This is a genomic window from Vibrio sp. Hal054 (assembly GCF_037162405.1).
In the GTDB taxonomy this organism is placed as follows: domain Bacteria; phylum Pseudomonadota; class Gammaproteobacteria; order Enterobacterales; family Vibrionaceae; genus Vibrio; species Vibrio diazotrophicus.
Genome location: NZ_JARLUT010000001.1, coordinates 1,083,144 through 1,109,735, shown reverse-complemented (window position 1 = coordinate 1,109,735; position 26,592 = coordinate 1,083,144). Strand labels below are relative to the sequence as shown.

The window sequence follows — 26,592 nt, the reverse complement described above, 5'->3', positions numbered from 1 at the left end:
TAAAAATAAAATATCTGACCTTATTTTCTTATCTTTCATGCTGCTTAGTAATGAAAGTGAACACTAACTAGTGAACCTAAGACATGTTAAAAGGCTTACAGATATTTAATTCTAAACTCGCGATACCACTCGTGCTGTTGATGATACTGGCGATGGTTATCTTACCGTTGCCGGCATTGTTGCTCGATGGTTTCTTCACTTTTAACATCATGCTGGCCATTGTTGTCTTGCTGGTAAGTAGTACCGTTAAACGAATTCTCGACTTCTCCGTGTTCCCTTCGTTGCTGTTAATTGCAACCTTACTTCGTCTAACACTTAACGTTGCCTCTACCCGTATCGTACTGCTTGAAGGTCATAACGGTGGCGACGCTGCCGGTAAGGTTATCCAATCGTTCGGTGAAGTGGTAATCGGCGGTAGCTACGTCGTAGGTATCGTTGTCTTCGTTATCTTGATGATCATTAACTTCGTGGTTATCACTAAAGGTGGCGAACGTATTTCAGAAGTATCGGCTCGATTTACCCTAGATGCTTTACCGGGTAAACAGATGGCGATCGATGCCGACTTAAACTCAGGAAACATCGATCAAGAACAAGCTCGCGCTCGCCGTAAGGAAGTGGGTGATGAAGCTGAGTTCTATGGCGCAATGGATGGTGCGAGTAAGTTCGTTCGTGGTGACGCCGTTGCAGGTTTGATGATCCTGTTCATCAACTTGATTGGTGGTGTACTGATCGGTATGTTCGAGCACGGTCTGACCGTTAGCGAAGCATTCCAAACCTACGCACTGCTGACCATCGGTGACGGCCTTGTCGCTCAGATCCCATCGTTATTACTTGCTGTATCAGCGGCAATCATCGTAACTCGTATCAGTGATAACGAGAACGATATGGCTGAGGTGATCAACAAACAGATTCTTGCTTCACCTTCAGTGTTGTATATGACGGCTGGTGTGATGTTTATTATCGGTAGTGTACCGAATATGCCTCACCTCGCCTTCTATAGTTTCAGCGTTACCGTTGGTTTCGTCGCTTGGCGGCAAAGCAAAAAAGATGAAGGCGTAGATCTCTCCAAAGCAGAGGTTGAAGCACCGCTAGAAAAAACCTCCCTGAAAGATCACCCGCTAGATTGGTCTATCATTCCTGCCGTAGATGCCATTGCTTTACGTCTCGGTTTTAAATTGGTTCCTCTCGTCACTAACAAAGAGCAAAATTCGTTGTTAAAGAGTATTCGTGGCTGTCGTAAAACACTGAGTGAACAAATTGGCTTTGTGATCCCAGAAGTCGTGATTCGCGATGACTTAGCGCTAAAACCGGCTGAATACGTTATTTTTGTCGATGGCGATGAAATTGAACGCGGTGAAGTATACCCTGATATGCTGATGGCAGTGGGTCCGGGTGTTACTTCTGCCAACATTGATGGCACGCTTGGTGTTGACCCTGCGTATCGCCTTCCTGCGCTCTGGGTATCAAAAGAAGACAAAACCAAAGCGATTAACTTAGGCTTTCAGGTGATCGACATTCACGATGTGATTGCGACTCACGTAAGTAAAGTGTGTACTGAACATCTTGATGGCATCTTTAACTATGATGATGTGAAAGCGCTGAATAAGCGACTGTCTTATGAACATCCAGAATTAGCAGAAAGCTTATCAAATACCTTAACACCGAACTTGCAGATGATGGTGATTCGTCAGCTTCTGGCTGAGCAAGTGCCAATCATCAACATTCGTACGATAGCAAACACCTTGATTGAGAGTGGCGATAAGATTAAAGACCCTATTCTGCTTTCATCGAACATTCGCGTTGCGTTGAAACGTACCATCTTGAACTTGGTGTCTCCGAACTCGAAGGCACTGAATGTGTTTACTCTGGGTGGGCAGGTTGAACAAGACATTAAAGCTGGGATTACATTAGCTCAGCAAAATGATCCTAACACACCGCTCGATGGCGTTCCGCTTGCACCAGAACTGCTACAAAAATTCCAGAACCGCATGCCTTCCATTGTGCAAACGATGCAAGCACAAGGTATGACTCCGGTATTGTTAGTGACACCAATGGCTCGTCCAATTGTCAGCAAACTGGCTCGCGCATTTGCCAAAGGTTTGATTATTCTGTCGTTTAATGAAATTCCTAACGAATATCAAATCAATCCGTTAGGTCAAATCGACTAAGTGCAAGCGTCCAATACAAAAAAGGCTTCTCAAATGAGAAGCCTTTTTTACGTCTAAATTAAAATACTGGCTAATTTTGTTCTACTCGGTTTTCGCCGGTGACGGTAACGCTCAGCTCTCTACCAGATTCTGAGTTCATAACGCGAATTCGGTCGCCAACCATACCGTCTTCCAAAGCTACGCCTTCTGTTTCTAGTGAAAAGCTATCTGAATGAAATGAAATAATGACATGATGACCTTTGGTCGCAGCGTATTCCAACTCTACATAGCGACGAGTGAGTACCTGATTCGCCTTTGCTGAACGTCTGAGTTTCGTTCCCACCACATCTTCAATGTGCTGATAGACGGTGCCTTTGAGACTGAGTGTCTCCACATCCAGTTTTACATCGCTGGCTTCGATTCTATGCCCTTTGCGTAATGGGCCTTTAGTACTTACTACCTTGGTATCTACGCTGACATTCGTTACCGCTTTGATTCGCCAGTTATTACCACACTCAACCCACCAAGTTTCAGAGCCCAGATAGTTTCCCATTGCTTTATCTGAAAACAAAGGTTGTTCACAAGCCGGAAGATTATTCACAGCACTGGCGATACGGAAATTAAGTTTCAGGTTTTGCAAAGCAGGAAACTGCCCAGTAACGGCAGCTTCGATTCTTTGAGACAAATAAGATTCTATTTGAAGTTGTGCAGAGTCGGCCCATGCAGGAGCACAGGCAAACAGAAGAGATAGGGGGAGTAGTGAGTTACGCATTCACCTCGACTCGCAGAGATTCAACCGCATCTTGAATAACTTGCTGCTGCTGTATCACTAATCGAGTATGTAACTCAGTTTTGTTTTGACACTCTAAGACCAGCTCGTGGAGTTCATCCGTCGCTTTTTTAATTGTCTCTTGAGCTTTGCCACTCATTCGTTGAACAAGTTCGGCCGCATATCGGTTGTGAGTACAACCTAATTTTGCTGCTAGTTCTTTACGTTCAAAGTGCAACTTACGTAGGGACTCACTCAGATCCGTCGCTTTCTGGTTATATTCGCTCACCTTCTCGTGGTCGAATTTCAGACTGAATTGACGGATATCATCCAGCGTTGCAGATAATGTTTTAGCGATTTTCGCGCTTTCAATCGTTGCTTGAAAGTATAACTTTAGCAGTTCTTTTTTATCCATTATCGTAAGTTAGCTAACACCTGAGCCAACTCTCCCATATCAAATTTGATGCTACCATCGGCAATCTGTGATTTGATGTCAGCCACACGAGCCAAATCAACGTCATCCATTGCCTTTAATGATGCACTACCTTCCGCAATGATATTTTGTTCGTGCATATTGATGTCTACTTGCTGTTTAGCCGGAGCAACCGAGTGTGCTTTATTCAGCTCAGCAGTACGAGAAACGTTCTGTACGTCTTGGACACTGTATAACGCGCTGTTATTTTCAATTTTCATGGTTGGCTCCTACCTATCTGTAATCTCTTCAATAATACATTACGGCAATGTTTTAAGTTTTATTTCATTTTTTTATTAAAGAAACGACATTTTCTCTGTTAGGCCCGACATAGTGCTTTTGAATGGCCTTTAATGCGGAAGTGCCATTCGTTGCAAACAACGCTTTTATGTTCTGCCCAAGATCATCCGATGCTTTGTGACAATAGCTGATCAGTTTATCGGCAAGATGACTTTGCGAGTTGAGGATTTCCAGTGCATAGCTGTGCATTTCATTTACACGGGCGATAACACGCTCAATGGCCTCTAAAGCATCATTTGCTCTGATATCAAGCATAGTGATCATTTCCACGGTTGGATAACGCGTCAGTGCGCTGACCGTAATCGGGTTACCTTCTGGGTAACGACCACCCTGACCGGAAATGAAAATGTTAAGATCCCATTTGCGCCACATATGATCCGGCATAGCGATAATCAAACCATTCTCGTCATCACGACGTAATCGCATTTGCCCCAAGGAAAACATGACCGAGAACTGTTCAAACAGACCTTGATCAGATTCAACGCGGTCGAATGCCAAAGGAATCATTTTGTTGTTGATGTAGAGCGTAACCAGCTCGTTAGTCAGACGTTCGCGCGCCAAATCCAGACCTGGGACATAAAAATCAATCTCAGCAATGTTGGTCGTAACCGGAGCAAAAGACGAATCAATGATGTAGCGACCAAAATGCTGACTATTGACCGCATTCATAATCTCGCGCTTGTGAATATCAACACTGTTCAGGTCTGCCGCACTCTCCGCGCCCATAGAAACCAATCGCTTAATTTCTACCGCTGATCGGGCAATTCTCTTCAGTTGTTCAACAGCCAACATCAAACCATTCACAGAACGGTGAGTATCCGCTAACTCTGCAATTAACCTTGGGCGCTCTTTCAAACGACTCAAAGCATGCTGAGAGAGCATATTTGCCGAAGAGGTTTTGTTAACTGAACTGGCTTTTTCTGTTTTCGATAAACGCCCTGCCCCTACGTTTGCAGTGGTTTGCCCGCGTAGAGGAGAGGTAGAATTAGAGTTAGATATCGTCTGTGAGCGCACTGAAACCTAACCTTATGACAAACGAACTTCGTTAGAAATGCTGAGCTGAATCACACCTTCGCTTTGCAGACGACGTACGATGTCCAGAATTTCCTTACGGGCTCCTTCCACTTGGCTAACAGGTACCGCTCCGATACGTTGAATATTTTCTTTTAGCTGAGTTGCCAAACGATTCGGCATGGTGTTGAAGATATAAGCACGATTTTCTTCAGGCATACCTTTCATTGCAAATGCCCATTGTTCAATGGTCACTTCATTGTTAATGGCATCAATAGTTTCTTGGCTTTGAGTAAACAGAGAGTAGAAGTCGAACATCGCTTCCTGAATCTCTTCAGCCATCTTCTCATTACGCTGTGTAAGGTATTCAAAGATTGCTGCCTTATCACCCTGTAGACGGTTGATAATGTCTGCCACCACTTTGGTACCTTTGATAGTTTGAGGCGCGCCATCGTTGTAATTTTCTTTACAACGGGCAATCAGGTCTTTCAACGTCTCTGTGATCCCGGATGTCAGAACCTGAGTTTGAGAAATCTGATAAATAACCTCATTGCACTCTTCTACTGTGTATTGCTCTAGCACCTTAGACGCATAATCCAAAGGTAAGTGAGCAATCAGCAGTGCCTGCATCGTAATGTGCTCATGACGTAAATCTTCCACTAAGATATCAGCGGGAATCCACGCTAATTGCTCAGCGTGAGTGCGTATTTCATCACCGTAGATTTCCGAGACTAGGTCTTTCGCCAAGTTGCCATTCAACGTCTTATCGAGAACATTGGTTAGATACTGACGAGTACCACCAATAATGCCGGAGTGCGAACGAAAGTCTTCAAAGAAACCGACAATAGAACGCAATGCATCATTGGCTTTAATATCTTTCATTTTGCTCATCGAATGAGCCAAACGCTTGATCTCGTCGTGTGAGAAACCTTTCAACACTTCAGAGCTGATATCTTCGCCCATAGTCAAGATGAGTAGCGCTACACCTTCAACCGTTTGATGGGCATTTCTTGGATTTTCTATTTGTTCACTCATGCATGCATCCACGTTCTCAGAATTTCAGTGACTCGTTTCGGATCGTTTTGAGCGATCATCTTCAGATGTTGAATCTGAACTTCTAACGGGCTGTCTGACTCTGGTAAGTTGTCATCCATGGCCTTAATACCTGCAGCGTCTAGTGCAAGTGAATCCAATTTATTTTCTAATCCCGCAGCCGCTGTCGCACTGTTAGTGCTCAGTGCAGCCATTTCACCGGTAGAGCCGACTTCCAGCCCTTCGGTCAGTTCTTCAAGGTCAGAACCGTCTGTTTTGGTTAAGTACTGAGCCAGCGGACGCAGTACCAGCACAATCAACAGAGCAGCAACCAGTGCACCAAGCAGATACTTGATCGGCTGCAGAATATCTTGGTCTTTGTACCAAGCCATTTGTTCTGCATCTGGCATATTTGAAGCCACAAATGGGAAGCTCGTAACGTAGATAACGTCACCACGGTCCTCTTCATAGCCCACAGCACTGCGAACGACGTTTTGCATTCGCTCTAGTGTTGCATCAGACCAACCTGCTTCTCCAGCCATGCTCTCATTGACGATCACCGAAATCGTAAGCTTTTCGACAATGCCTTGCTGATGCTGAACATGGGTGACTTTACCGCTCACAGCGTATTCACGCTTTGATTCATTGCGGCTGGCTTTGGCTTTGTTCGTCTGTCCTTCCTGATTTTGCGTATCTTGGTCAGTGACAGGAGGTGTATTGCTTAGCGCTCCCGGAATACCTAAAGCTAAGCTGCCGTTATTCTCATCGCTCATTAATGTTTCAGCTCGAACAACGGGTGTGCCATAGGTTTCTTCTGTTTCCTGACGTTTCGAGAAATCAACCTTTGCAGACACCTGAACACGAAAATTCGAAGCACCCAAGATAGGCGTAAGCATGTCTGATGCTTGTGACACCAAGTGCTTTTCAATGTTACGGCGGTAATCTGTTTGGCGATTGGTCGATATCGCCAAGTCATCGAGTGAAGTATCTTTTGATAACAGACGACCGTATTGGTCAACTACACGTACGTTTTCAGCCTTCAGACCAATCACAGCACCTGAAACCAAATTAACGATAGAATCGACCTGACCAGGTTTAAGATCCATACCTTCAATAAGCTGAACCATCACAGAAGCGCGAGCTTGTTCTTGGTCTTTACGTTTAAACAGTGATGCTTTAGGAATTGCCAGATGCACACGTGCAACCGCGATAGATTCCATAGTCACAATACTTCTCGCTAACTCACCTTCTAAAGCATGGCGATAGCGAGCGGTTTCCATAAATTGGCTTTCGCCCAATGAATCTGTACTTGCTAACGTATCAAAGCCACTTGGCAATTGCTGCTTTAGACCTTTTGCAGCCAGAATCATCCTTGTTTTTGCGACCTCATTGCTTGGCACCATGATTTGGCCGCTGTCGCTGTTTAGCTCATACTTGAGCCCAGATTGATCTAAAAGTTGCAGTACCTGACTAGAGTCATAGTTTGAAGAAGTACTGTAAAGCGGGCGGAACTCTTCCGCAGACGCCCATAACATGACGACAATGATCGCAGCTGAGATCATTGAAAATATTGTGATTATGACAACATTACGTTGCGAGCTGCTCCAGAACGACTTTACTCTCTCCACGGCAGATTGTAATTTGTCGGATGCATTAGAAGCTACGATCGTAACCCCTTTCTCATTTGCCATATATAACGCCTATCGTCACTAAACAGACATCTTGATGATGTCATTGAAATTCGTAACCATCTTGTTTCGAACTTGCATTAATGCTGAAAAAGAAAGCTGCGCTTTCTGCGCAGCCACTGTCGCGCCAATAAGATCATCACTTTGACCCAGTTCAACTGCAGAAATCTTTGCTTCAGCAGTCTTTTGGCGAGCGTCAACAGTATCAAAAATTCCTTTTAATGTGCTGCCAAAGCCGAGGCTTGAGGGCATTCCTACGCGACTATCAGATATTTCGACAAGTTTAGTTAATGGGTTCTGAGTAATCGCTTGGTTTTCATTCAAGCGATTGATCATTGATTGTTCAACCCCTGTAATAGCAGTCATTTCCAAAACTTTTCTCCTTACGCCTTTCTGTTTGAAAAAGCGTACATTTTTTCTATTTTCTAACCAGTTCAACTTCAACTCGGCGGTTTTTATCTCGCCCTTCTGCTGTGTTATTGGTGGCAATTGGGTAGCGAGAGCCATGCCCTCTCAGTTCCATTTTCTCTTTTGGAACCCCAGCCAACATCATCCAATAAGCCACATCATCAGCACGTCTTCTTGAAACACTCAAGTTCACCACCGTATCTCCGTGGCTATCCGAGTGACCGCTGATCATGACCTTCTTAATGCGCTTATCGAACAGCACCAGTTCACTGATTTCAGACAATTGTTCACGTTGCGCTTCCGTCAACGCTAGTGCACCAGATTTGAAGTTAAATACCGTCTTACGCGCCTCTTGATAACTGACTGGCGGCAATGCTGTTGTGCAGCTTTGAAAGGTTTCAGTTGCGCTGTGCATGTTAGCCGTTGGGAAAGTGACGCTATGAAAATCATCACGTACCGTTAACCAAGCACCGCTCATTACGTCACGATAGACAAAGTCTGCCCCTTGAATGACTTCTGCCGATTTTTTCTTGCGGATGAACTCATTCACCATGGTCGATTCATACAGAGCGCTCCCCCAAACTGGTGGCTCGGTTTCAATCACCATACTGTCGTTAAATGAGCCAACACTGCGTCCGGAAATCACGAGTGAAATAGGCTTACCCGCAACCACATCAAACTTGGCGTTGATGCCTGAGTGAGAGTCTTCTACTGAGAGGTAACAGGTGTCACCATCATTCACCGCTTTCCATTGCACCTCATCAAAAGGCACAACGTAGTCAGCAGCATTAGAGACAAAAGCAGCGCTTGAAAGCGCTGCCGTTATTAAGGCTTGGTATTTCATACAAAATCACATCAAGTCAAACAATGATGAACTGGTCATTACTTTGGCAAACACTGACTGCGATGCCTGTAATGTGTTCATACTTGCAGTCAAACGAACCGATGCTTCTGCATAATCTAATGCATTGATATCTGTCTTTACCGTTTCCGCGTACAGAGCAGCATCTGCATTATTAACGGCCATTCGGTCAAGAGAGTTATAGTTTGCACCCAGAATAGTCACGGTATTTAAAACGCTTTTTTGAGTGGCATCAGTACTGTCTATCGCAGCGCCCAGAATGGCATTCTTATCCGCTGTTGGATTTTTCAATTCGGCAATTGCAGCGTCTAATGTTGTAAAGAAATCCAAGCTGCCTTGCAGTGTTTCTTGGGCTGTGAAGTTACTGTTCATTGACCCATCTTCACTGATTTTGGTATTGCGGTGATCTGCGTTGCCACCAAATGAATAGCTCACAGGATCCGTTGAATCATCGACAATAATCGCTTCTGAATACACGTCAGTACCAGAGAAAATGTAGATACCATCTGACTTCTTGTTAAAGGTGTCTAAAGCTTGCTGTCTCAACGACTCAAGCTCTGCGATGATACCGCCACTTGATTCTTCACCTACTGTGGCGTTATTCGCCTGCAACAACAGGTCATGCACGTCTAGAGCCAGTTCATTGACCGACATCAGATACGTTTCATATTCGCTGTACTTTGACTGCACATTGGAAATATTGCTTGAATATTGCTCTGCGCTGGAAATGGTTTTATCCAGACTTAACAGTTTCATCGAACCACTTGGGTCATCTGACAAACTGTTAATTTTGTTACCTGTAGCGATTTGCTCTGCGACACGGTTGATTTCAACGTTTGAGTTCATCATCGATCGCGTCATCATAGTGGTAAATTGTGAATCTGTGACTCGCATAATAGTCTCCGATTAGAATGAGTTGAGGACGGTGTCGAACATCTGGCTAGCAGTAGAGATAACCTTCATGTTGGCCTGATACGCATTCATATACATCATCAGGTTTGCCGCTTCTTCGTCTGAACTTACCGCACTGATGCTGTCGCGAGCAGTTTGCGCTTCACTGATACTGATAGACGCAGTGCTAAAGTTGTTTTGAGCTTGCTGAGTGGCGACACCGACATAACCATTAATTTTTGCGTAAGCGTCATATACGTTGATATTTGAGCCGCCGATAGAAATTGGTTGATTCGCCAAATCCGCAAGTGCTGTAGCAAAAGAGCCATCACCAATACTACCGGTTCCTGACAATGCTAACTCTTCCGCTGTAATACCGGTCAGGTTTAAAGAACTCGCAGGGTTATCTGGGTCATAAGTAAACAATGCTTGTCCAGCATTACCTTTAAGGTCAGTAGCACCAGCAGATGTGAGAATGGAGTTCACCGCATCAGCAAACCCTGCTGCGATGTTGTTGATATCTTCCATAATCGGGAAGTACTGATCATTTTTCAGATCGGCAATTGCGCCCAACTCACCGCCTTTCGGATCGTTAAGAGCAACAGACTGACCATTAAAGGTTAAAACAAGGTCGGTATTGTAAGCGCCGCCCATTGCTTCATTGACACTAATTTGAGCAACACTCTGACCAGAGACCAACGGCTGACCCGATTTGGTGGATAGCTCTACTGTGCCATCTTCTTTGGTCAGAACATTCACGCCAATCGATTTAGAAATCTCATTTAACTGCAGATCCAATGCGTCTTGCAGGCTCGCAATATCCTGTCCTGAACCTGACGCTTTACGAATCTGTTCATTCAGTTTGGCAATGTTATCCAACTGGCTGTTTAAGCTTTCGATGGTTTGATTTTGAGTTCGCATCAAAGTGCTAAGCTCGTTTTCAATTTGCCCCATGGTGCCGTTGAAACGAGACGCTAAACTGCCAGCAGTTGCGAGAATTTGGTTACGGTAAACCAGTGATTCTGGGCTCAAGGTGGCTTCATCCAGTGCTGCGAAAAACTCATCAAAACCAGTGCTGATATTCAAACCTTCCATACCCAGAACGTTCTCAATACCTTGCATGCCAACCATATAAGTCTGGTTGTATTGCATTTCCTGACCCGCAGTACGTAAACGTTCGATAGCCGCTTGATCAGAAACTCGACGGATACTTGCTACCGTTACACCATCACCAGCACCGTAATTACCTGCGCCGCCGTAGACGACTGTGGCTTGTTCGACAACTTTGCGCGTGTAGCCGGTTACCGTCATATTTGCCGTATTTTGCGCTGTCACGTTCATGGCGACTTGGTTCGCCATTAAACCTGATAAGCCAATGTTATACATACTCATGTGTTATACACTCCCTACGGTTTGGCCAGACAGTTGTTGATACAACAACTCTGCAAGTCCAAATGAGCTTTTCTTAGTCACGGAAATCGCCAATTGATTATCTAATAGGTCTTGAAACATTCCGTTTGAGTTATTTGATAATGGGTTTTCTTCGTCACCTAAAGCTTCAGTTGCCGTTCTCATCCGCTTAAGCATTTCCTGTACGAAAATCGCTTCAAACTGCTTTGAGACTTCGCGCAATGCGGCATCTTCATCATCGTGATACTTCAACGAATTGAGAGATGTCGGGTCAAACTGAAGCGCAGTGTTGTCATCAAAATTCAGTGACGATAAGTCACCTGCTGACACCATTGCTTCGTCATAAATCGACGCCATATTCTGATTTAAAGATGACGTCATTACCTGTTGTGCAGTACGAGTACCATGACTCGACGGACTTGAAAATGGCTGAACCATAGGAACGGAATTCAGCTCAGCATAATCAGCAATACCTGACACTTGGTTTGGATTAACACTGATGTTTTCGACATTGCCAACGGCATTCCCCGCCTTGGCACTTTCTATTGCCGTAATTGGATTTGTCATTAAATCACCACCAGCTCGCCGTTAATCGCGCCCACTTCATCCAGCGCCTGAAGTATTTGCATCAACACCATTGGTGAAGCCCCAATTCTGTTTACCGCATCGACAATTTCTTGTAGTTGTGTACCTTCAGGCCAGACCATTGCGCCGTTATCCACTTCACTAATCGAGATGTTGGAATCATTGACTACAGTTGTTTGGCCCGGTGCATTAAAGCTGCCGGCAGAATTAGGTTGCGATACCAGCTGGTCTTCACGAATGGACACCGTGAGGCCACCTTGTGAAACAATCGCTTCACTGACTGTGACACCTTTACTGATCACCACTGTGCCTGTACGTGAGTTAAAGACGATTTTCGGTAGCGACTCACCTTCGTTTACGTCCAACTGTTCAATCATGGATAAGAACATGATGCGGTCTTCGCTGTCTGTTGGAGCCGCCACTTCCACCAAACCTTTGTTCACAGCTTTCGCTACGCCGCGACCAAAAGTTTTGTTGATCACTTTAGATATGTTCAATGCCGTTTGATAATGTGGCTTCTTAAGTTGCAAACTCAGTGTTGGGTCTTCGTCTTCAGCACCGTTAGCTGCACGTTCTAGTGTTGCGCCATTTGGAATTCGTGCCGCAGTGGGAGTGTTGTTCGTCACGCTAGAACCATCGTTGGCAGTCACTTTATAACCTCCAACCACAAGATGACCTTGTGCAATAGCATAAACGTTGCCGTCTACCCCCTTTAGTTCTGTCATCAATAGCGTTCCGCCTTGAAGACTTTTCGCATCACCAATCGAAGCGACTGTGACATCCAGCGTCTGACCCGGACCTTTGTGAGAGCTCACTACTGCTGTAACACTTACAGCAGCGACGTTTTTTGTTTTTGGCTTTGAGCCATCTTCCAACTGAACCCCGAACTGTTGAACCATGTTTACAATAGATTGCTGGGTGAATTTCACTTGTGACTTATCACCAGTGCCATCCAAACCCACAACCACACCGTAACCAATCAATTGGTTGGTTCGGTCACCGTATACATCCGTGATATGGCTAATCGGTACTGCAGTTGCACTACCGAAAAACAAACAACCAAACACTGCCAAAATGCAGTGTTTGAAATTAAGTCTATGTTTCATTAAAACGGTACCCACGGAGAATTGAAAAACTGTGTTAACCAACCCGCTGTGTTCGTATCGGCAAATGTACCTCTGCCGGAATACGTAATTCGGGCATCAGCAATACGCTGAGAAGACAAGGTGTTGCCAGAACCAATGTCACTTGCACGCACGTTGCCAGACAAGCGGATAAACTCATCACCTTGGTTTAGCTTGAGCCATTTTTCCCCACGTACACGAAGCACACCATTTGGCAATACTTGGTATACCGTAACAGTGATAGAACCGCTCAAACTGTTACCTTGCTTAGAGGCTGCGCTGCCGTTGAAATCACGGTTTCCGTCAATACTTGCTGAGAAACGGTCGTAAGTTCTGCCACCGACGGTCGGCACATTAAGTGAAGCGCCAGAGCTTTTGCCATATTTGGTAGTTGCACTTTTGTCCGACTCGGTTTTCTCATCCAATACCACTGTCAAAATGTCACCCACGCGATAGGCTCGGCGATCTTGGAACAGTGTCATTGAAGCATTGCCAGCGTAAAGGCTACCTTTACTCACACGTTCAACTTCATAGTTGAGTTCAGGCGGCGCGTACGCTTCATCATCCGGCTTCGGTGGCACAAATTCCTGCCCACGACCGGCACAACCAGCCAATAACAGAATTGACGCAATAACGGATGAACGCTTAACGATACTTACAAGGTTTGTTAAACACATAAAACTAGCCATTACTTAGGTATGGTTTGCTAGGTACTGCAACATGTTGTCTGCCGCACTGACCATTTTTGCGCTCATCTCGTATGCACGTTGCGTTGAGATCATATCCACCATCTCTTCAACCACTTGTACGTTAGAGGTTTCTAAAGCGCCTTGTTTGATGTAACCCGCACCTTCCGTACCTGCAGCCAGTTCCATCGCTTCACCTGAAGCTTCTGTTTCAGCCAGCAAGTTACCACCAAGCGCCGTTAGGCCTTGAGGGTTCATAAACTTAACCAGAGTGATTTCACCTAGATCTTGCGGTTCTGTTTCAGCTGGAATCGTTGCCGATACGGTGCCGTCTTCTGCAATAGACACAAGAATTGCATTATCAGGAACCGTAATTTCTGGTTGCAGCAGATAACCTTGAGTGTTCACCATTGAACCATCTGAATTCACGTGAAACTGACCGTTGCGCGTGTAAAGCATTTCGCCGTCAGGGCCTTCGATCTGGAAAAAGCCATCACCCATGATCGCTAAGTCATACTGCTGGGATGTGTTGTTGATGTTACCCTGCGTAAATACTTTTTCAGTACCGGCTACACGCACACCATTACCTAACTGAATACCCGTAGGGTGTACGTTAAGGTCATCGGTACCTGTTCCGGCTTGTTTTTCTACTGCGTAGAACAAATCTTCGAATACCACTCGGTCACGCTTAAAACCGACTGTGTTTACGTTCGCTAGGTTGTTGGAAATCGCGGTCATTTTTGAGTCCTGAGCCGCCATACCTGTTTTTGAAATCATTAATGCGCTATGCATAACTTACCTACTAAATTCTTATTACGCTTTCAGCAACTGGTTGCCAAGCTTGTCTATCTCTGATGCGGTTGCCATCGCCTTTACTTGCATTTCGTACTGACGAGAAAGCGACATCATGCTGACCAACTCTTCCAAACTTGAAACGTTGCTCGATTCCAGATAACCAGAACGAACAGAGACGTCTGGATCAGCCATCAAGGTGTTGCCATCTTTCGCAACGAACAGGCCTGACTTATCCAACGTCATATCGAAGTAATCTGGGTTAACCAGTTTCAAGGTTGCGATTTCCATTTCCGCGCCGCCTCCCGGAGGGGTAATGCTCAGAACACCATCTTTAGAGACGTTAATCGCTTGATACTCGGGAACGACAATAGCACCACCATCACTTAGCACCTGACGATCGCCCACCATTAAGTTACCTTCTGGTGTGAGATTGAAATTACCCGCACGGGTATACAGCTCGTCTGGTTCACCTTGTTTGCCTTCCAAAGCAAAAAAGCCCGTACCGTTAATTTGTACGTCCAGAGGGCGGTCAGTACGAATTTCCGTACCGTGTGCAAAGTTGTTAGAAGCCGAGTTTGTGCGTGTTGTTGTTGATGACTCAAAACCAGAACCATTAATCTTCATTGGTGTTGAGTGTTCCATGATCGCTTTAAAGCCGACGGTATTAACTTGAGCAAGGTTGTTGGCTCGAACTTCTTGAGCCAACATTACGCGCTCTGCACCTTTCGCTGCGGTGAACAGAATTGGATTCATAATTAAACCGCGTTAAATAGCGACTGCATCAGTTGATCTGATGTAGAAATCGTTTTGGTGTTCGCTTGGTAGTTACGTTGCGCGGTCATCAGGCTTACCAGCTCAGAAGTTAAATCAACGTTTGAGCTTTCAAGCGCACCAGAAGCAAGTTCACCAAATTGACCGGTACCTGGTACGCCGTACACAGGATTGCCTGACGCGAAAGTTTGCGTCCAAGACGTGTTTGATGTTTGTAGTAGTTCTTGCGGCGCAGTGAAGTTTGCAAGAACTAACTGGCCTTGAAGCAGAGACTGACCATTGCTATATGTCGCATAAACCATACCGTTTGATTCGATACGGATATCCGCAAAATCACCAGCGGTGTAACCATTCGCGCTGTTTTGAGAAACCACAAAGTCACTGCCGTACTGGCTGAGTTTTGAAATGTCGATAGTGATATCCAGTGGGTTTGCCCCCGCTGCATTTGCCGTCACTGTGTATGACGGGTTTGATGTCAGCTTACCTGTAGTGTCAAAGGTTACGGGTGATTCAGTAATGACATTCGTGGTATCACCATCAACAACAGAGTGAATCGACCATTCGTTGTCAGCAGTTTTTACAAAATACTGAGTCAGTGTGTGCTCGTTACCCAATGAGTCATAAACTGGAGTCGTATATGAGTTGGTGTAAGAATTTGAATCTGAAGGGTCAAACGGATAAGTCGCCGTATCAACAACCTCTGAGCGAGAATCCAGGTTTGACGTAAATGTCATGCTATCCGTTGCTTTCGCTGGCAGTGAAGCACTGTCAATCTTCAGGTTACCCACTGAACCTTCTAGTAAGTTATTATTTCCATCCACTTGATACCCTTGTAGGCTACCGCCAGTATTGGAAACAATGTAGCCATTCGCATCCATAGAGAATGCGCCGTTACGGGTATAGCTCATCTGACCGTTACCTTCTTGGATAACGAAAAAGCCGCCGCCCGTTAACGCCATATCTAACGAACGACCAGTACCTGCGATTGAGCCTAAAGAATCAAAGTTCTGGCTGATGCCATTCACTTGCACACCACCCGCTTGGCCACCGTTATATACAGAGCCAAACTCGGTACGAGACTCTTTAAAGCCCGTCGTTGATGAGTTAGCGATGTTATTTGAAATGGTATTTAGCTCTTGGTTAGAGGCATTTAGACCGCTTAGGGCAATATTAAAACTCATAAAATACTCTCTTAATTAACTGTTGTTACTTTTCTGCCCAAAAGAGGCAATTTCGTAAAATGGAATGTCGCCAATGCCGTTGATAGTCAAGACACTAGCACCACCCGTAGATGGGATAGAGACCATTTCAACAGTTCCGTTTAGCGTAATATTAGGTGTGTAAGTTTGGCCTTCATCGAGCAGTACATTCATGCTGTACTTGCCTTCAAGACCTAACTCAGCTGTATCAATAGAAAAATCGACTTTGCCAGAAGAATGGCTGCCCAAAGCAATGTTGGTCACGTTGCCTTGTTCATCAGTCAGTTCAAGCGTTACCGTGTTAGATGGCGATGTCAGCTCAATAGAGCCGTCGTAAACAGTGCTGCCATCCGCTTGTAGTGTATCCGTGCGGACAGACACAGTTTGCCCCACCAAATCTGCGGTCGTCAGTACTTGTAAGTTGTCCATCATGATGGCGTTGTTGTTAAGAATCGTCACCATGTTCTCAGTACTTTGCACCTGAGCAAACGTCGCTAGCTGAGATACGTATTCCGTACCGTCAGCAGGATTCAACGGATCTTGGTTCTGAACCTGTGCCACCATTAAGGTAATAAATTGGTTATACAATGCATCCGCGCTGTTCTGATTGGTTACAACAGCGGAAGCGGAAGTTGTTGCCGATTGAACGGTGACGCTAGTGTCTGCACCAGCTACTACAGTTGCCATCGATTACACCTCCCAAATACGCATCAAAGATTGCTGCATTGATTTCACGTTGTTAAGCACTTCAACGTTCGCTTCAAAACTGCGTGTTGAGGACATCATGTCTGCCATTTCATTCACCACGTTTATTCCCGTGTGGTAAACGTATCCTTGATCATTGGCCAAAGGGTTATTTGGCTCATAGCGAGTTTGTGCCAGACCATCCAACTCAATCACATCTGCAATTTTTACAGGTACCAGACCTTGATCTTTTTGTGCTGCAGACAGCGAGTTAAACGCTGCAGAAAAAACTGGCTTTAATGGCTTGTACACATCGTTTGGGTTACTTGCGACCGAATCAGCGTTCGCCAAGTTACTAGAGATTGTATTCAAACGAATGGTTTGAGCCGTCATAGCTGAACCGGATGTTTCGTAAATGCCGTTAAAAGACATGGTGCCCCTTAAATAAATTACTTATGGTTCTGTTTCAGAACCTTATTGACCTTCAATCGCTCGTTTTAAGCCTGATACTTTCGACTTTAAAAACTGCAAACTCTGATGGTATTCCATACTGTTTTGAGCAAATCGAGCTTGTTCAGATTGAAGCTCTACTGTGTTTCCGTCTCGAGAACGTTGCACTGGTATTCTGTACATCGTATCGGTTTGAATACGGGTCGAAGATACGCCGCCAATTTCAGACATTACCGCATTAAACGTAACGTCCTTTGCTTTGTAATTAGGCGTATCTACGTTCGCAATATTCGAAGCAAGTACCGAGGTACGTTCAGTTCGAAATTGCAGCATTGTAGGGTGTATCCCTAAAGCATCGTCTAAACTAATCATGGCGCTACAATAAAATCCTAATAATGCATTCATGGTTATTTCTGCAATGCATTCATAACCTGAAAATAAAACATTCAACATTAATGATCTGCATTATAAATAAATGGAATCATTTCGAATGTAGGAATAGTCCCAAACTCCTTCGTAGATCTTCCTAACAATCCTTACATAGCAATATATTAAGAATAATGGGCTGTTTTTCATTTGAAGTAATATTGCGCTTATGTATAATCGCCCGCCTATTACCGAACCCTATAATTCGGTTTAGTTCTTTGGAGTATTTTCATGCAACATATCGCAATAACCGATATTGGCAATCCGAAAATTGCCATAAAAAAAGGATTATTGAGTTTCTTCAAGAACATGCGAACGTAATTAAACGTCAGCTACGTGGTACCTTTAATGGTGTATCCGTCGAAGTTGAGCCACGAGAGGAAGGCTCTTCTGAAGAAGACTTACACGAAATATGCCTTGATATAAGTAATATCGGCATTATTTCTTTTTCTTTATCCATCAGTGCTTTGGATATATTATTTTGCAAACATCTGAATATTCCTACAAATAGTTCAGATAGTAATGTGGGCATAAACTCAATTACAATTTCACACAGTAAATTTTTTGAACGTTTTGTAAGTAAAATAATTAATTGTTTATTTCCTAACGAAAAGATAAAAACAATTCAATGTGAAAAGATTAAACACAATGACATTAGAATTAATTGCGAACTTATTGTCGGTAATATACATGAAGACATGTTTATTACCTTCAGTGAAGAATCGTTGAAATATTTTTCAAATGGTTTAAGAAAATACAAACCATTTACACAGAAAGATGTCGTCGCAACATTGAATCAAGTGCCCGTTGATATCAGCGCCATTCTGATGAAAACAGAATTATCTATTGATGCACTTGATACCATCTCTGTCGGGGACGTTATCGATTTGCAAAAACCTGAACAAATTGACGTGAAAGTAAGTGGCAACACTCTATTTAAAGGTCAACTTGTCATTGATGAACATGCTCAATTTGGAGTGAAGTATGAGTGATTTAGACCAACTAGATGATCTTGACCTGCTAAACGATGACCTGGATTTCGATGCACAGGATTCAGCGTTAACATCGAATAAAGCACCTAACACGTTAGATGCACCAACAAGCAAGTCAAACATTGGTATGATTCGCGACATTCCTGTTGAAGTGACAGTAGAAGTTTCAAGACGCAGCCTTCCTTTGAAAGAAGTGATGGCAATTGAACCTTCTTCTGTTGTCATGCTGGATAAGCATGAAGGCGAACCCGTTGATATCAAGATCAACGGTGTTTTATTTGGTACAGGAAGCATTATCACTAAGGATGGCAAATACGGTGTTCAAGTTTTGTCTCTAGTCGATAGTGGAAGCCATGAATAAAAAGCTTTTAGGATGGCTAACAGTCATCCTTTTTTTATTGTTGCCTAACATAGCAGCAGCAGAGCCAGAACTGAGCCTGTTTACCATCAATGATGCTTCAGGCTCCAGTGAATACTCGGTAAAACTGCAAATCCTCATTTTGATGACGATGCTGAGCTTTATTCCAGCATTTATCATCATGTGTACCTGCTTTACACGCATCATCATTGTATTGGGTATTTTAAGACAAGCGCTCGGTTTGCAGCAGTCGCCACCAAACCAAGTATTGGTCGGCCTTGCTTTGATCTTTAGTATTCTGATTATGCGTCCGGTTTGGACAGACATTTACGACAATGCCTACCAACCTTATGCCAATAATGAAATCACCTTAGTCGATGCTCTACAAAGAGGCAGCGTTCCTTTGCGTGAATATATGTTAGCGCAAACGCAAACCCAAACTCTTGAACAAGTCACCAAAATCGCAGACGAACCTTTAGCAGATAAACCTGAAGACATTCCGTTTTTGGTGCTGCTACCGGCTTACGTACTGAGTGAACTGAAAATTGCATTCCAGATTGGCTTTATGGTGTTTTTGCCATTTCTAATCATCGACCTTGTTGTGGCATCCGTATTGATGTCTATGGGTATGATGATGCTTTCACCATTGATCGTGTCACTACCATTTAAACTGCTAATATTTGTTGTCGTTGATGGCTGGGGAATGTTGCTGGGTAGCTTGTCACAAAGCTTCTGGATAGGAGGCTAGATAATGACTCCTGAAATGTCAGTAACCATTGTCGCACGAGCATTATGGGTTGTTGTTTCTATGGTATCGGTACTGATTGTACCGAGTCTGTTAGTCGGTTTACTGGTTGCTGTTTTGCAAGCCGTCACTCAGATCAACGAGCAAACGCTCAGCTTCTTTCCGCGTCTGATTATTACTATGCTGAGCATCATTTTTGCGGGCCATTGGCTTCTGATGCAAGTGTCTGAGTTTTTCGAGTACATTTTCTTCACTGTGCCGACTCTGGCTCAGTAAAAGCGCGGCTCTAGTATGCTCGATCTTACCTTCACGCAGATTACGGAATGGCTTGGCTTTGTTTGGTGGCCATTCGTGCGCTTTGCCGGCTTCTTTCTGGTGGTGCCTTTCTTTGGCGACACACGTATTCCTGTCATGGTAAGAATTCTGCTTCCCATGATCTTCTCGATCATGTGTGCCGGCATTATTGATAGCGTTCCGTCATTCAATCCGTTTTCTATCCAAGCCTATGTGTTTGCCATTTACCAGTTTAGCTTTGGCTTCATTCTGGGCATGGTTGTATTGCTGTTCATGAACATATTCAGTATTGGCGGGCAGGCGGTCTCTATGCAAATGGGTCTTGCTATGGCAGTGATGAACGACCCTAGCAGCGGCGCCAGTGTGCCAATCACCGCTCGTATATTCAATATCACAGCAATGTTGTTATTGCTTTCTTTGGACGCCCATTTGATCATTCTGGATATCTTTGTCGATAGTTTCCGTCACTGGCCATTTGATACCGTGTATCCATTTGAAGGCATCAAGCATGTACTCACCATGTTCGGCTGGATGTTCTCTTCTGCGCTGATTATTGCCATCCCTGCCATGTTAACCATGATGCTAAGTAACGTTACTTTTGGTTTTCTGGGCAAGATTGCGCCTTCATTGAACATTTTTACATTAGGTTTCCCGATGACCATGTTGCTGGGCATGTTTGCCTTGATGCTGTCTATCTTTGGTGTCGGTGATATTTTCTTTGATCTGGTCAGCGAAATGCGTGACCACATGAATTACGTGTTGAGTCTATAAATGAGTCAAGGGGATAAAACCGAACAGGCCAGTAGCCAGAAGCTCACCAAAGCGCGCGCAGAAGGCCAAATTGCACGAGCCAAAGAGTTTACGACTGCGATTTGTATGATCGTCGGCGTCAGCTATTTCTATATGTATGGCGCAGAGCTCAAGCGCTCTATCTTTCTGCTGTTTGAAACGGCTTTTACCTTTGATTCAACAACCATATTCGACATAGAGCCTAGCCTAGAACTTCTGGCCCAATCCTTGTTCGTTATTATTAAGTTGTTTGCACCAATGATGTTGTTCATAACACTGACAGCTGTCGGCGCAAGTAGTGTTCTTGGCGGTTTCAACTTCAACTTCAAACAAATCAGTCCGAAGTTCTCTAAGATCAATCCGGCCTCTGGTATTAAACGTATTTTCTCTAAACAGACCTTCGTTGAGTTTCTCAAGAGTGTGGTAAAAATCGCCATCATTTTGTTCCTGCTCTACACCACACTTAACAACAACGTCGGGATTATTAGTGGCCTTGTCAGAGCGTCATTTCAGACGGTGACACAAATTGCTTTTGGTAACCTAATAACGCTTGTCATCATGTTGATTTCCGTTGCCGTGATTTTCGGTTTGATCGACGTCCCCTATCAAAAAATGACGTTTAGCAAGCAGATGATGATGTCCAAAGAAGAGTTAAAACAAGAGCATAAGCAGCAAGAAGGTAGCCCAGAAGTCAAAGGGCGCAGACGTCAAATTCAAATGCAATACGCTCGCAACTCAGCCAACAAAATGGTACCAACTGCGGACGTAGTATTAATGAACCCGACTCATTATGCTGTCGCGCTTAAATACGATATCGAAAAAGCAGAAGCTCCGTTTGTCGTCGCCAAAGGCAAAGACGAAGTTGCGTTCTACATTCGCTCTTTGGCAGACAAACATGAAATTGAAGTGTTAGTCGTTCCCGAAATCACTCGTTCTATTTACCACACAACGCAAGTCAACCAGATGGTTCCAAATCAGTTATATCTTGCTGTGGCACAAATCCTGAAATACGTTCAACAACTACAAGCATGGCGCAAGGGCCAACAAGCCAAACCAAACAAGCTACCAAGCTTTACAATTCCTGAAAATATTCGCTATTAAGTTATTCGTTATTAGACTATTCGCCTTTAAATACTCGCGTCGTTTTGTTGTCATCCGTCACCACCATCTGAGTTGGTTTCGAGCAGACAGCAAAAAGCCAGCACTCACAGGCTGGCTTTTTAGTATTAACGCGACTTTAAGATGGGAGAGATTAAAACACGCCTTTCTTTTTCAGGCGTTGTACTTTCTCCAAACGTTCCTCTACAGACTCCTGAGGTTCAGCAAAATTGGCAGGTGTTGCAACTAACCCGCCCTGCTGTTTAATCTGTTGCATCAACTGATTAATCAGTGTGTTTTGCTGAGTCACCACGCTCTTAAGCTCGGCAATTTGCTGGCTGTGATCGAGTTTATCGCCAATTGCTTTCGCAATATCATGACTGAGAGCTTGTTGATCAACAGAAGCTAGCTGGGAACTTGATAAGGAACCGCCCATCAGCTGCTTTTGGTGTTCAATTAACTGACTACTAATGATGGAAGCGATATCTTGGCTCAGTGCCAAAGTATCAATGTCATTTGAGCTTGAACTCGGCATTAGCGTGATCAGGTCACGAAGTGCTTTTTCATTCTCTGCGAATTTGCCACTCATCGAGTTGACAATTTCTTGGCTTAACGCCTGTGCGTCTATCTTGCTTTCAAACTGAGTGTTGGAATGAGCAGCAATATGCTCGACTAATGATTGCTGATGCTGCGCCAACTGAGAACTCATATGTTCAGTAATATGAGTGAAGTCAGGGACGGACGGTGTGGCATTGGCAGAAAAATCTATCTGAGAGAAATGCTCTGACAGTTTCAATTCAAGCAAATGTTCAATCTTAGATGAAACATTATCAATCACTGAATCAACATCAAAAGTCATGCTTTCCGTTGACGCGCCTTCTTCCACTCGACTTTGGACACCATGAGGTTGAATCTGATGCACCTTCAGAATGTCCAGAAGCGACTGCTCGGTAATTGAATCGTTAGACAATGCCATCGCAAAACTGGTCGCCAGTTCTGGTTTTAAACAATGCAGAAACATGCCACTCATATAAATATCTTTATGGATGTGGACTAACTGGTGCAGCTCCATCGCAGCGGTAGAATCCGCCGCGAGTTCTTTACGTTTTTTCGACCAGCCAATAAACGTATTGTAGGCAAAACTATCAGGGATAGATTGCAGCGGGTCGAGGTAGATCGCCAGAGATACGCGTTTGAAGCGCTTATTCATCAACAGCTTCCTCTACGTTGCTGTTGTTTTCATCTGCATGATACAAGCACATTTCTTGAGCCAACGCGGACTGAGCGTTATCAACAAGGATGACTCGGTCACCTAATGTTGGATACGCACCTTTCACTGCATCATAAATGAGGGTTGCACCGCCACCCACGAGGTAAACGCGGTTCGGATTTTTAGCAAACTTCTTCGCTTCAGTAACAACTTGCTTACCAAGCTCATGAATTTTAGCATTCATTTTTTCACGAACCATCTCGATTTGAGATTCATCGTTAATCACTTCTGACGCAAATTCATCATCGTGGCGACGGCGGATAAGTTCATTTGCTACAAGGTAGCTTGAGTCACTGTCTGCAAACGCTAATGCTTTGCGAACGGTGTTGGTCACCATAGATACGCCGATTTCGTTGTTGCCATATACGCCTGACACTTCGTCAAACTCACCGACAACAATACCCATGTCCAGGGTTGTACCGCCTAAATCGATCACAAGAGAGCGCGTAAATTCATTGCAGTTAGAGTTTACGAGTGTTGATAACACCGCAGGTAAACTTTCCGGCATCACCTCTACTTCAACCACGTTGAACGTTTTACCTTTGTTGAGTGATATTTCACGCATCAAGTTTTGGCGTTTACGTTCAATGTTCTTCTCATTCTTCTGGCAATCTTCAAAACGGTAGTATTCAGTGATCGGTAAAGTCACAACCAGAGAAACGTTACAAGGCTCTAAACCTGTTTGAAGAAGTGCATGATGCACCGCCAGTAAGTTCAAATCATCATACTGATAATCAACGTGCGTTGTTTCTAATGCTTTATCAGACGTTGCATCGTAAGTGTATTTAAAGCCATCAATAGTGTAGTTGTAGACTTTTTTATCGTTTCTTAACGCTGCACTCTTCCAATCTTTTCTAAATGAGTTTGGTGACACCAAACTTTTAATTTCACCGTCAGCCAACCAACTTACTTTTACGTTTGTTGAACCATCATCAACAGCAAATTTCATCAAAGTATTAGTCATGTGTGTAACCTTAAGATAAAAAACCAACTAAATAGGAGCGAAGGCGGATGTTAACTGAAGCACTGCCGATTAACCTAACTTCAGCAAAATATCAAAACCACCCAAAAACAAACTTAACTAATTGTTTTTATTTTACTTTATTTCAACCACATAAACTCAAACCTCTAGGATGACAGCAAAATAAGAAAAGCCTCACAATGCAAAACCTACACGCTTACAGCCTTAACTGACATGCCATTTAAATTTAAAATAGACGTCTAGATGTTTACAGCTCCAAAGAAAGGGCGTAAGTTAGTTTTTAAATTCATGATGCTTACGGAATGATGAGGAAATCTCATGATAGAGCTAAAACATTTAAGAACGATTGCTTCGCTGAGAGACACAGGATCATTGACGTCAACAGCGACTTCACTCCATTTGACTCAATCAGCCCTTTCTCATCAGATTAAAGACCTGGAAGCGAGACTTGGTAGCCAACTTTTCTTACGAAAAACAAGACCGGTAAAGTTTACTTCCGAGGGTGAAATACTGTTAAAGCTTGCCGATGATATTCTGCCGAGAATCGCCAAAGGGGAAAATGAGCTAGCGAGCTTAAAAGAAGACGTGAACGGCAGGCTGCATATGGCGATTGAGTGCCATTCCTGTTTCCAATGGCTTATGCCCGCGTTAAGAGAGTATCAAGTGGCTTGGCCAAGTGTCGCGTTAGACTTTTCATCTGGCTTCGGTTTTGAGCCTCTGCCGGCACTGCTTGCTGGCGAACTGGACTTAGTGATTACTTCCGACATTCTTCCGCGCTCAGAAGTGCACTATGAGCCTCTGTTTGATTTCGAAATGCGCTTAATCACTGCAACCAACCATCCTCTCGCCATCAAAGAGTCTATTGCACCAGAAGATTTGGCAGAACAAACACTGTTGAGCTACCCAGTGCAGAAGCAGCGTTTAGATGTAGTGAAACACTTCTTACACCCCGCAGGTGTAGAGCCAGCAAAATGGAAACAAGCAGATAATACATTGATGTTGGTACAGATGGTGTCGGCAGGCTTAGGCGTTGCTGCTCTACCTAATTGGGCCATCAGCGAGTTTTCGCGTCAGGGATTGATCACCAGTAAACCATTGGGCAATGGCTTATGGCGTCGACTGTTTGCGGCGGTGCGTAATAGCGATAAAGACAAACGCTACTTACAAACATTCTTTGCAACGGCAAAACAGCAATGTAAAAGCCACCTTGACGGAATCAAGATGGCTTAAAAATGCGATCAAACTTAACGACCTGATGATTTGAACTGGTTGGTTAATGGATCATAGCGAAAGCCAAGATGACTCAATTTACCAACCACGCTTTCAACATCCATTTCATAAGTGGAAACCAGCTCATCTAAGCTGTCACACTCCAAGCGTAGCTTCTCATTCACTATGCCTAAGAGAATAATACTGTCCAGCTTATTAACATTGCTCAGATCCATATCAGCACTCCTTTGAACAAAACCCACCTATTAAGCCTAGTCGGGATTTCACACAAGAAAAGTGATTTTGCTCCAGGGAGCTAAATTCTGATTATTGAATCAGATAGAGACTGTGAAAACCTGTGCTCGCCAACAACACCAGCAAAAATGCGACCGCTAACTGACCTTTCTCCGGCTTCTTGGCCGTAATAATATGCCAGCTCCAAAAAACGATACCGGCAATCAGTAAACTGAAACTGATGATCAATGGCATGGTTAACTCGGCTAACTGTTCGCTTTCAAGTGAGTAAGCAAATGGAACAATGCACAACGTTGTAGCCATTGCAGACAAAATTCCTACCACAGGCAGAATACGATGAAACGCATCTAGTCGGCTACGAGCAATGGACAAAAGCATGTTCGCGAATACCGAGCCAAGCAGAAATATCATCATGAACAGTGATAAAGAAGCACTCCAGCTTGCCGCTTCACTAATCAATACACCGACATATGCCAGTGATAAACCGTTAGCCAGATAAAGAACCCAAATAGGTCCTTCATCACGAGTTTTGGTCGTCTGCACTCGGGAATAGAAGTAAAAAATGGCAAATACCACTAAAAATGCTTCAATCTTAATCGAAGCGATGGCCAACCAAAGCACACCTATTGAAGGCAATATCTTATGTATGCGCCCACGTTGACCCGGACAAATATCACCTTTGACCAAAATCATCGTCAGAATAATTTGAGCGCCCAAAAGCATAGGAGCGAAAACAGAAAGTAGTGAATAAACCATAATTTCAAATAAGTGAGCCAAGTTTTAATAGAGGGCGATAATAGCAAAGCGCAGTTCTCTTTCCTATCTCTGTAGACTTAACAAAATCCCCAACAAAGATGAGGTGATGTTCCGCTAGATACTCCATCTTCAAG

31 protein-coding genes are annotated in these 26,592 nt (G+C 44.0%); 8 read left to right on the top strand and 23 right to left on the bottom strand.

Annotated features, from left to right (window positions below; translation table 11 throughout):
• The first annotated feature begins 83 nt into the window (after positions 1–83).
• Positions 84–2,168, top strand: a complete 2,085-nt coding sequence (locus tag P4S58_RS05115; protein WP_102968807.1) for a flagellar biosynthesis protein FlhA — start codon at positions 84–86, stop codon at positions 2,166–2,168.
• Between the two features lie 70 nt (positions 2,169–2,238).
• Here P4S58_RS05115 and flgA read toward each other — a convergent pair whose 3' ends face one another.
• The 19 genes from flgA to P4S58_RS05020 all read right to left on the bottom strand — a co-directional run bounded on the left by flgA (position 2,239) and on the right by P4S58_RS05020 (position 17,656).
• Positions 2,239–2,919, bottom strand: a complete 681-nt coding sequence (flgA, locus tag P4S58_RS05110) for a flagellar basal body P-ring formation chaperone FlgA (RefSeq protein ID WP_102968806.1) — start codon at positions 2,917–2,919, stop codon at positions 2,239–2,241.
• Positions 2,912–3,331 (bottom strand): ATPase, encoded by a 420-nt coding sequence (locus tag P4S58_RS05105; RefSeq protein ID WP_102968805.1) that lies wholly within the window; start codon positions 3,329–3,331, stop codon positions 2,912–2,914. The genes flgA and P4S58_RS05105 overlap by 8 nt, the downstream gene beginning before the upstream one ends.
• The gene (flgM, locus tag P4S58_RS05100) at positions 3,331–3,609 is read right to left on the bottom strand and encodes a flagellar biosynthesis anti-sigma factor FlgM (protein ID WP_102968804.1); all 279 of its coding nucleotides are present in this window, start codon (positions 3,607–3,609) and stop codon (positions 3,331–3,333) included. The genes P4S58_RS05105 and flgM overlap by 1 nt, the downstream gene beginning before the upstream one ends.
• A gap of 64 nt (positions 3,610–3,673) precedes the next feature.
• Positions 3,674–4,702, bottom strand: coding sequence for a hypothetical protein (locus P4S58_RS05095; RefSeq protein WP_258006752.1), 1,029 nt, complete (start codon positions 4,700–4,702; stop codon positions 3,674–3,676).
• 12 nt (positions 4,703–4,714) lie between these two features.
• The gene (locus tag P4S58_RS05090) at positions 4,715–5,734 is read right to left on the bottom strand and encodes a FliG C-terminal domain-containing protein (RefSeq protein ID WP_337163064.1); all 1,020 of its coding nucleotides are present in this window, start codon (positions 5,732–5,734) and stop codon (positions 4,715–4,717) included.
• Positions 5,731–7,422, bottom strand: a complete 1,692-nt coding sequence (fliF, locus tag P4S58_RS05085) for a flagellar basal-body MS-ring/collar protein FliF (RefSeq protein ID WP_112404695.1) — start codon at positions 7,420–7,422, stop codon at positions 5,731–5,733. The genes P4S58_RS05090 and fliF overlap by 4 nt, the downstream gene beginning before the upstream one ends.
• A gap of 18 nt (positions 7,423–7,440) precedes the next feature.
• Positions 7,441–7,791: a flagellar hook-basal body complex protein FliE gene (locus P4S58_RS05080; RefSeq protein WP_112404694.1), complete on the bottom strand. Its 351-nt coding sequence runs from the start codon at positions 7,789–7,791 to the stop codon at positions 7,441–7,443.
• A 46-nt stretch (positions 7,792–7,837) separates the two neighbouring features.
• Complete coding sequence (locus P4S58_RS05075) at positions 7,838–8,671, bottom strand: OmpA family protein (protein ID WP_258006780.1); 834 nt, start codon at positions 8,669–8,671, stop codon at positions 7,838–7,840.
• A 6-nt stretch (positions 8,672–8,677) separates the two neighbouring features.
• Positions 8,678–9,583: a flagellar hook-associated protein FlgL gene (flgL, locus tag P4S58_RS05070; protein ID WP_102969318.1), complete on the bottom strand. Its 906-nt coding sequence runs from the start codon at positions 9,581–9,583 to the stop codon at positions 8,678–8,680.
• A gap of 12 nt (positions 9,584–9,595) precedes the next feature.
• A complete protein-coding gene (gene flgK, locus P4S58_RS05065) occupies positions 9,596–10,972 on the bottom strand; it encodes a flagellar hook-associated protein FlgK (protein WP_102969319.1) in 1,377 nt (458 codons plus the stop codon).
• Between the two features lie 3 nt (positions 10,973–10,975).
• Complete coding sequence (locus tag P4S58_RS05060) at positions 10,976–11,557, bottom strand: rod-binding protein (RefSeq protein ID WP_258006781.1); 582 nt, start codon at positions 11,555–11,557, stop codon at positions 10,976–10,978.
• The gene (locus tag P4S58_RS05055) at positions 11,557–12,681 is read right to left on the bottom strand and encodes a flagellar basal body P-ring protein FlgI (protein ID WP_102969320.1); all 1,125 of its coding nucleotides are present in this window, start codon (positions 12,679–12,681) and stop codon (positions 11,557–11,559) included. The genes P4S58_RS05060 and P4S58_RS05055 overlap by 1 nt, the downstream gene beginning before the upstream one ends.
• A complete protein-coding gene (gene flgH, locus P4S58_RS05050; RefSeq protein ID WP_102969321.1) occupies positions 12,681–13,376 on the bottom strand; it encodes a flagellar basal body L-ring protein FlgH in 696 nt (231 codons plus the stop codon). Before flgH ends, P4S58_RS05055 begins: the two co-directional genes overlap by 1 nt.
• A 15-nt stretch (positions 13,377–13,391) precedes the next feature.
• Entirely contained in the window at positions 13,392–14,177 is a 786-nt protein-coding gene (flgG, locus tag P4S58_RS05045; protein WP_102962643.1) for a flagellar basal-body rod protein FlgG, read from the bottom strand.
• A gap of 21 nt (positions 14,178–14,198) precedes the next feature.
• Positions 14,199–14,933 (bottom strand): flagellar basal body rod protein FlgF, encoded by a 735-nt coding sequence (locus tag P4S58_RS05040; RefSeq protein WP_102962644.1) that lies wholly within the window; start codon positions 14,931–14,933, stop codon positions 14,199–14,201.
• 2 nt (positions 14,934–14,935) lie between these two features.
• Positions 14,936–16,132 carry a flagellar hook protein FlgE gene (flgE, locus tag P4S58_RS05035; protein ID WP_102962645.1) on the bottom strand — a complete coding sequence of 399 codons (1,197 nt, stop codon included), beginning with the start codon at positions 16,130–16,132 and terminating at the stop codon, positions 14,936–14,938.
• A gap of 15 nt (positions 16,133–16,147) precedes the next feature.
• A complete protein-coding gene (locus P4S58_RS05030) occupies positions 16,148–16,837 on the bottom strand; it encodes a flagellar hook capping FlgD N-terminal domain-containing protein (protein ID WP_102962646.1) in 690 nt (229 codons plus the stop codon).
• A 3-nt stretch (positions 16,838–16,840) separates the two neighbouring features.
• Positions 16,841–17,266 (bottom strand): flagellar basal body rod protein FlgC, encoded by a 426-nt coding sequence (flgC, locus tag P4S58_RS05025; protein WP_102965586.1) that lies wholly within the window; start codon positions 17,264–17,266, stop codon positions 16,841–16,843.
• A 42-nt stretch (positions 17,267–17,308) separates the two neighbouring features.
• Positions 17,309–17,656: a flagellar basal body protein gene (locus P4S58_RS05020; RefSeq protein ID WP_102969381.1), complete on the bottom strand. Its 348-nt coding sequence runs from the start codon at positions 17,654–17,656 to the stop codon at positions 17,309–17,311.
• A gap of 272 nt (positions 17,657–17,928) precedes the next feature.
• Here P4S58_RS05020 and P4S58_RS05015 point away from each other — a divergent pair, with 272 nt between their 5' ends.
• From P4S58_RS05015 to flhB, 6 genes are read left to right on the top strand one after another with little or no spacing between them, the layout of a single operon-like run.
• Entirely contained in the window at positions 17,929–18,702 is a 774-nt protein-coding gene (locus P4S58_RS05015; RefSeq protein WP_337163055.1) for a FliM/FliN family flagellar motor switch protein, read from the top strand.
• On the top strand, positions 18,695–19,063 hold the full coding sequence (locus P4S58_RS05010) for a FliM/FliN family flagellar motor switch protein (RefSeq protein ID WP_102962650.1): 369 nt from the start codon (positions 18,695–18,697) through the stop codon (positions 19,061–19,063). The genes P4S58_RS05015 and P4S58_RS05010 overlap by 8 nt, the downstream gene beginning before the upstream one ends.
• Positions 19,056–19,808 carry a flagellar type III secretion system pore protein FliP gene (fliP, locus tag P4S58_RS05005; RefSeq protein WP_102965584.1) on the top strand — a complete coding sequence of 251 codons (753 nt, stop codon included), beginning with the start codon at positions 19,056–19,058 and terminating at the stop codon, positions 19,806–19,808. The genes P4S58_RS05010 and fliP overlap by 8 nt, the downstream gene beginning before the upstream one ends.
• Before the next feature lie 3 nt (positions 19,809–19,811).
• A complete protein-coding gene (locus tag P4S58_RS05000; protein ID WP_102969323.1) occupies positions 19,812–20,081 on the top strand; it encodes a flagellar biosynthetic protein FliQ in 270 nt (89 codons plus the stop codon).
• Between the two features lie 15 nt (positions 20,082–20,096).
• Positions 20,097–20,870 carry a flagellar biosynthetic protein FliR gene (gene fliR, locus P4S58_RS04995; RefSeq protein ID WP_102969324.1) on the top strand — a complete coding sequence of 258 codons (774 nt, stop codon included), beginning with the start codon at positions 20,097–20,099 and terminating at the stop codon, positions 20,868–20,870.
• Positions 20,871–21,989, top strand: coding sequence for a flagellar biosynthesis protein FlhB (flhB, locus tag P4S58_RS04990; RefSeq protein WP_102969325.1), 1,119 nt, complete (start codon positions 20,871–20,873; stop codon positions 21,987–21,989).
• Between the two features lie 151 nt (positions 21,990–22,140).
• Here flhB and P4S58_RS04985 read toward each other — a convergent pair whose 3' ends face one another.
• Both P4S58_RS04985 and parM read right to left on the bottom strand, forming a co-directional pair.
• On the bottom strand, positions 22,141–23,196 hold the full coding sequence (locus tag P4S58_RS04985) for a hypothetical protein (RefSeq protein ID WP_258006782.1): 1,056 nt from the start codon (positions 23,194–23,196) through the stop codon (positions 22,141–22,143).
• Positions 23,189–24,220: a plasmid segregation protein ParM domain-containing protein gene (gene parM, locus P4S58_RS04980; RefSeq protein WP_102969326.1), complete on the bottom strand. Its 1,032-nt coding sequence runs from the start codon at positions 24,218–24,220 to the stop codon at positions 23,189–23,191. Before parM ends, P4S58_RS04985 begins: the two co-directional genes overlap by 8 nt.
• A 336-nt stretch (positions 24,221–24,556) precedes the next feature.
• On the opposite strand from parM, the gene metR reads away from it, so the two are divergent.
• Entirely contained in the window at positions 24,557–25,468 is a 912-nt protein-coding gene (metR, locus tag P4S58_RS04975) for an HTH-type transcriptional regulator MetR (protein WP_042488292.1), read from the top strand.
• Between the two features lie 14 nt (positions 25,469–25,482).
• Here metR and P4S58_RS04970 read toward each other — a convergent pair whose 3' ends face one another.
• Together P4S58_RS04970 and P4S58_RS04965 are read right to left on the bottom strand one after the other, a co-directional pair.
• Complete coding sequence (locus P4S58_RS04970) at positions 25,483–25,683, bottom strand: DUF4250 domain-containing protein (RefSeq protein ID WP_042488289.1); 201 nt, start codon at positions 25,681–25,683, stop codon at positions 25,483–25,485.
• 91 nt (positions 25,684–25,774) lie between these two features.
• Entirely contained in the window at positions 25,775–26,458 is a 684-nt protein-coding gene (locus tag P4S58_RS04965; protein ID WP_102969327.1) for a hypothetical protein, read from the bottom strand.
• Positions 26,459–26,592: the final 134 nt, after the last annotated feature.

Bases quoted from the DNA above. Each gene is read 5' to 3' on its own strand.
- P4S58_RS05115 (WP_102968807.1), top strand. From the start codon at position 84: ATGTTAAAAGGCTTACAGATATTTAATTCTAAACTCGCGATACCACTC.
- flgA (WP_102968806.1), bottom strand. From the start codon at position 2,919: ATGCGTAACTCACTACTCCCCCTATCTCTTCTGTTTGCCTGTGCTCCT.
- P4S58_RS05105 (WP_102968805.1), bottom strand. From the start codon at position 3,331: ATGGATAAAAAAGAACTGCTAAAGTTATACTTTCAAGCAACGATTGAA.
- flgM (WP_102968804.1), bottom strand. From the start codon at position 3,609: ATGAAAATTGAAAATAACAGCGCGTTATACAGTGTCCAAGACGTACAG.
- P4S58_RS05090 (WP_337163064.1), bottom strand. From the start codon at position 5,734: ATGAGTGAACAAATAGAAAATCCAAGAAATGCCCATCAAACGGTTGAA.
- fliF (WP_112404695.1), bottom strand. From the start codon at position 7,422: ATGGCAAATGAGAAAGGGGTTACGATCGTAGCTTCTAATGCATCCGAC.
- P4S58_RS05075 (WP_258006780.1), bottom strand. From the start codon at position 8,671: ATGAAATACCAAGCCTTAATAACGGCAGCGCTTTCAAGCGCTGCTTTT.
- flgL (WP_102969318.1), bottom strand. From the start codon at position 9,583: ATGCGAGTCACAGATTCACAATTTACCACTATGATGACGCGATCGATG.
- flgK (WP_102969319.1), bottom strand. From the start codon at position 10,972: ATGAGTATGTATAACATTGGCTTATCAGGTTTAATGGCGAACCAAGTC.
- P4S58_RS05060 (WP_258006781.1), bottom strand. From the start codon at position 11,557: ATGACAAATCCAATTACGGCAATAGAAAGTGCCAAGGCGGGGAATGCC.
- P4S58_RS05055 (WP_102969320.1), bottom strand. From the start codon at position 12,681: ATGAAACATAGACTTAATTTCAAACACTGCATTTTGGCAGTGTTTGGT.
- flgH (WP_102969321.1), bottom strand. From the start codon at position 13,376: ATGTGTTTAACAAACCTTGTAAGTATCGTTAAGCGTTCATCCGTTATT.
- flgG (WP_102962643.1), bottom strand. From the start codon at position 14,177: ATGCATAGCGCATTAATGATTTCAAAAACAGGTATGGCGGCTCAGGAC.
- P4S58_RS05040 (WP_102962644.1), bottom strand. From the start codon at position 14,933: ATGAATCCAATTCTGTTCACCGCAGCGAAAGGTGCAGAGCGCGTAATG.
- flgE (WP_102962645.1), bottom strand. From the start codon at position 16,132: ATGAGTTTTAATATTGCCCTAAGCGGTCTAAATGCCTCTAACCAAGAG.
- P4S58_RS05030 (WP_102962646.1), bottom strand. From the start codon at position 16,837: ATGGCAACTGTAGTAGCTGGTGCAGACACTAGCGTCACCGTTCAATCG.
- flgC (WP_102965586.1), bottom strand. From the start codon at position 17,266: ATGTCTTTTAACGGCATTTACGAAACATCCGGTTCAGCTATGACGGCT.
- P4S58_RS05020 (WP_102969381.1), bottom strand. From the start codon at position 17,656: ATGATTAGTTTAGACGATGCTTTAGGGATACACCCTACAATGCTGCAA.
- P4S58_RS05010 (WP_102962650.1), top strand. From the start codon at position 18,695: ATGAGTGATTTAGACCAACTAGATGATCTTGACCTGCTAAACGATGAC.
- fliP (WP_102965584.1), top strand. From the start codon at position 19,056: ATGAATAAAAAGCTTTTAGGATGGCTAACAGTCATCCTTTTTTTATTG.
- P4S58_RS05000 (WP_102969323.1), top strand. From the start codon at position 19,812: ATGACTCCTGAAATGTCAGTAACCATTGTCGCACGAGCATTATGGGTT.
- fliR (WP_102969324.1), top strand. From the start codon at position 20,097: ATGCTCGATCTTACCTTCACGCAGATTACGGAATGGCTTGGCTTTGTT.
- flhB (WP_102969325.1), top strand. From the start codon at position 20,871: ATGAGTCAAGGGGATAAAACCGAACAGGCCAGTAGCCAGAAGCTCACC.
- P4S58_RS04985 (WP_258006782.1), bottom strand. From the start codon at position 23,196: ATGAATAAGCGCTTCAAACGCGTATCTCTGGCGATCTACCTCGACCCG.
- parM (WP_102969326.1), bottom strand. From the start codon at position 24,220: ATGACTAATACTTTGATGAAATTTGCTGTTGATGATGGTTCAACAAAC.
- metR (WP_042488292.1), top strand. From the start codon at position 24,557: ATGATAGAGCTAAAACATTTAAGAACGATTGCTTCGCTGAGAGACACA.
- P4S58_RS04970 (WP_042488289.1), bottom strand. From the start codon at position 25,683: ATGGATCTGAGCAATGTTAATAAGCTGGACAGTATTATTCTCTTAGGC.
- P4S58_RS04965 (WP_102969327.1), bottom strand. From the start codon at position 26,458: ATGGTTTATTCACTACTTTCTGTTTTCGCTCCTATGCTTTTGGGCGCT.